At 73.1% G+C, this 3,789-nt stretch carries 4 protein-coding genes; all 4 read left to right on the top strand.

The genetic code is table 11. The annotated features are described in order from the left end of the window. Positions 1-1,297: dihydroxyacetone kinase family protein (locus ACRYM2_RS22915; RefSeq protein ID WP_432524998.1), on the top strand; the 1,297-nt coding region annotated here is incomplete at its 5' end. A 49-nt stretch (positions 1,298-1,346) separates the two neighbouring features. Further along, the gene (locus ACRYM2_RS22920) at positions 1,347-1,856 is read left to right on the top strand and encodes a ribose-5-phosphate isomerase (RefSeq protein WP_432525000.1); all 510 of its coding nucleotides are present in this window, start codon (positions 1,347-1,349) and stop codon (positions 1,854-1,856) included. A 31-nt stretch (positions 1,857-1,887) separates the two neighbouring features. Beyond that, entirely contained in the window at positions 1,888-2,679 is a 792-nt protein-coding gene (locus ACRYM2_RS22925) for a triose-phosphate isomerase family protein (RefSeq protein ID WP_432525002.1), read from the top strand. Between the two features lie 47 nt (positions 2,680-2,726). Continuing rightward, complete coding sequence (locus tag ACRYM2_RS22930; protein WP_432525004.1) at positions 2,727-3,704, top strand: 3-hydroxyacyl-CoA dehydrogenase family protein; 978 nt, start codon at positions 2,727-2,729, stop codon at positions 3,702-3,704. Positions 3,705-3,789 lie beyond the last annotated feature (85 nt).

Below are 3,789 nucleotides of genomic sequence, written 5' to 3' on the forward strand. Positions count from 1 at the left end.
GGGCCTGGGGGCCAACGCCCAGCGCCGCGACAACGCCGGCGAGGTCGTGGCTTTCATGATCCCCGGCGCGGCCGCCGAGGCCGGCTACGACTTGGACGGCGTCGTGCGCGCCGCGCGCCGCGCCAACGACCTCACCCGCTCCATGGGCATCGCCTTCGCCGGCTGCACCCTGCCCGGCGAGACCGAGCCGCTGTTCACCGTCACGCCGGGCCACATGGGCGTCGGTCTGGGCATCCACGGCGAGCCGGGCATCTCCGAGGAGCCCATCGGCTCCCCCGAGGAGATCGCCGAGCTGCTGGTGCAGCGGGTCCTGGGCGGCAAGCCCGAGGACGCCCCCGACACCGGCCGGATCACCGTGCTCGTCAACGGCCTGGGCTCCACCAAGTACGAGGAGCTGTTCCTGCTCTACGCGCCGATCGCGGCGCGGCTGCGGGCGGCCGGCTACGAGATCGTCGCCCCCCAGGTCGGCGAGCTGGTCACCTCCCTGGACATGGCCGGCGCCTCGCTGACGGTCACCTGGCTGGACGAGGAGCTGGAGACGCTGTGGACGGCTCCGGCCCAGTGCCCGGCGCTGTCGGTGGGCCCGGTCATCGAGACCACCCCCGCCCCGGTGTTCCAGGCGCCCGAGGAGGAGGTGGCCGACTACTCCGGCACCCCCGAGGCCGCGCAGCAGGCCGGCCGGAAGGTGGCCGCGCTCATCGAGGCCGTGCGCGACGTCCTCGAGGACGCCGAGGCCGAGCTGGGCCGCATCGACGCCATCGCCGGTGACGGCGACCACGGCACCGGCATGGTCAACGGCTCGGTCGCCGCCGCGCAGGCCGCCCGCGCCGCCGCCGACGCCGGGGCGGGTGCCGCCTCGACGCTGGCCGCGGCCGGGGGCGCGTGGGCCGACCGCGCCGGCGGCACCTCCGGCGTCATCTGGGGCGTGCTGCTGCACGCCTTCGCCGACCAGCTGGGCGACCAGGGCGCGCCCACCGCCGAGCAGGTCGCCGCCGGTGCCACCGCGTCGGTGGAGGCCGTGCAGCGCCTGGCGGGCGCCCGGGTGGGCAACAAGACCATGCTGGATGCGCAAGTCCCCTTCGCCGAGGCGCTCGCCGAGCGCGTGGCGGCCGGCGACGACCTGAAGACCGCCTGGGCGGCCGCCGCGCAGGCCTCCACGGCCGCCGCGGAGGCCACCAAGGACCTGCGCCCGCAGATCGGGCGGGCCCGCCCGCTGGCCGAGCGCTCGCTGGGCCACCCCGACGCCGGCGCCGTCTCCCTGGCGCTGGTGACCCGCACCGTCGCCGAGCAGCTCTGACCGTCTCCACCGCACGTCCGACACCGACACCACGACCAGGAGGAACACCGTGAGCGATCTGCACTGGCGCGTCGTCGTCGCCTCCGACGACGCCGGCCTGTCCTACAAGGAAGCCATCAAGGCCGACCTGCTGAAGGACCCCCGCGTCAAGGAGGTCATCGACGTCGGAGTCAACGGCGACGAGGGCACCGCCTACCCGCACGTGGCCGTCGCGGCCGCCCGCAAGATCGCCGCCGGCGAGGCCGACCGCGGCATCCTCGTCTGCGGCACCGGCATGGGCGTGGCCATCAGCGCCAACAAGGTCCCCGGCATCCGCGCCTCGGTGGCCCACGACTCCTTCTCCGTCGAGCGCCTGGTGCTCTCCAACGACGCGCAGGTGCTCACCCTGGGCGAGCGCGTCATCGGCAAGGAGCTGGCCCGCCGGCTGGCCAAGGAGTTCCTGGGCTACGTCTTCGACCCCACCAGCCACTCCAAGGAGAAGGTCGACGCCATCACGGCCTACGAGACCGGCGCGGGCTACGACGCCGACGACGAGGCCGGTACCGTCAGCTCCTGCTGACAGACCGCACCGACGCTGGAGCCTGAACCACATGACGAACCGTCCCCGCCCGCTCGTCGGGGTCAGCCTCAAGATGTACTTCTCGCTGGCCCGCACCCGCAGCTACCTCGCCGACGTCGCCGCCCTCGGTCCCGACGTCGCGGCGAGCGGGGTGGACGCGTTCGTCATCCCGGACTTCCTCAACATCACCACGGGCATCGACCTGCTGCGCGGCACCGGCATCGCCGTCGGCGCGCAGGACGCCTCGTGGGAGGACTTCGGCGCGCTGACCGGCGAGGTGTCCCCCGCCGCGCTGCGCGAGGCCGGGGCGCGCTTCGTGGAGATCGGCCACGCCGAGCGCCGGCGGATGTTCGCCGAGGACGACATCGTGACCGCCCGCAAGGCGGCCGCGGCGGCCCGCAACGGCCTGGTCCCGCTGATCTGCATCGGCGAGAACGTGCGCATCGACGTCGACGACGCGGCGCGCACCACCATCAGCCAGGTCCTCGCGGCGCTGGAGGACGTCCCCGACGACGCCGAGGTCGTCGTCGGCTACGAGCCCAACTGGGCCATCGGGCAGACCGAGCCCGCGCCGCCGGAGCACGTCGTCGGCGTCACGACCCGCCTGCGCGAGGCCCTCTCGCACCGTCGCGGGCGCACCCGCATCCTCTACGGCGGCAGCGCCGGCCCCGGGCTGTTCAGCCAGGTGGCCGACGGCGTCGACGGCCTGTTCCTCGGCCGCTTCGCCCACGACGTCGCCAACTTCCGCGCGGTCATCCAGGAGATCGCCGCGCACCCGCTCAACGCAGACCACTCCGACGAGTCCGCGGCCGACCGCGCCTGAGCCGGCCCGCCCCTCGCCGGGAGCACCCACCACCACAGGAGACTCCCGTGCCCACCGCACCCCGCACCGACAAGATCACCAAGGTCGCCCAGATCGGCACCGGCTACATGGGCGGCGGCATCGCCCAGTCGCTGGCCCTGGCCGGCAACGACGTGTGGCTGGCCGACGCCGACAAGGAGTCGACCCAGCGCAACTACGAGCGGCTGCTGAAGGAGTCCGAGCTCTTCGAGTCGCAGGGCCTGTTCGCCCCGGGCAGCACCGAGGTCCTCAAGGAGAAGTTCCACCCGGCCGACTCCATCGAGGAGGCCGTCGCGGACGTGCACTTCGTCGAGGAGGCCGTCTTCGAGGACCCGCAGGTCAAGAAGGACGTCCTCTCGCGCGTCGAGAAGGCCGTCACCCCCGGCACGATCATCGGCACCAACACCTCCACCATCCCGGTGAAGGTGCTGGCGGAGGCGTTCGAGGACGCCTCGCTGTTCCTCACCGTGCACTTCTCCAACCCGGCCCCGTTCATCCCGGGCGTCGAGCTGGTCACCGGCGAGGCGACCGACCCGGCCGTGCTGCCGATCATCGACGAGCTGCTGACCCGCGCCGGCCGTCGCGGCGCGCAGGTCAAGGACGTGCCGGGCTTCGTGCTCAACCGCCTGCAGTACGTGCTGCTGAAGGAGGCCATGACGGTCGTCGAGGAGGGCGTGGCCACCCCCGCCGACGTCGACACCATCGTCTCGACCACCTTCGGCTTCCGCCTGCCCTTCTTCGGGCCGTTCGCCATCGCCGACATGGCGGGCCTGGACGTCTACGCCAAGGGCTTCAAGGTCCTGGAGAACCACTTCGGCGAGCGGATGTCCGCCCCGCAGAACCTCACCGAGCTCGTCGAGGCCGGCAAGTACGGCACCAAGACCGGTTCGGGCTTCCTGGAGCTGGAGCCGGAGAAGCTGGCCGCGCTCATCGACTACCGCAACAAGGCGTACAAGAAGATGGCCGAGCTGCTCGCCGAGCTCGGGCCGTCGCCGCTGGCGGAGTGACCCGCGGCCGGCCCCTGCCGGCAGCAGGCTGACCGCAGCCGACACCCGCTGAACCACGACGACGGCCGCCCCGGGAGCTCCCGGG

Source organism: Kineococcus aridisoli, assembly GCF_050871885.1.
GTDB lineage: Bacteria > Actinomycetota > Actinomycetes > Actinomycetales > Kineococcaceae > Kineococcus.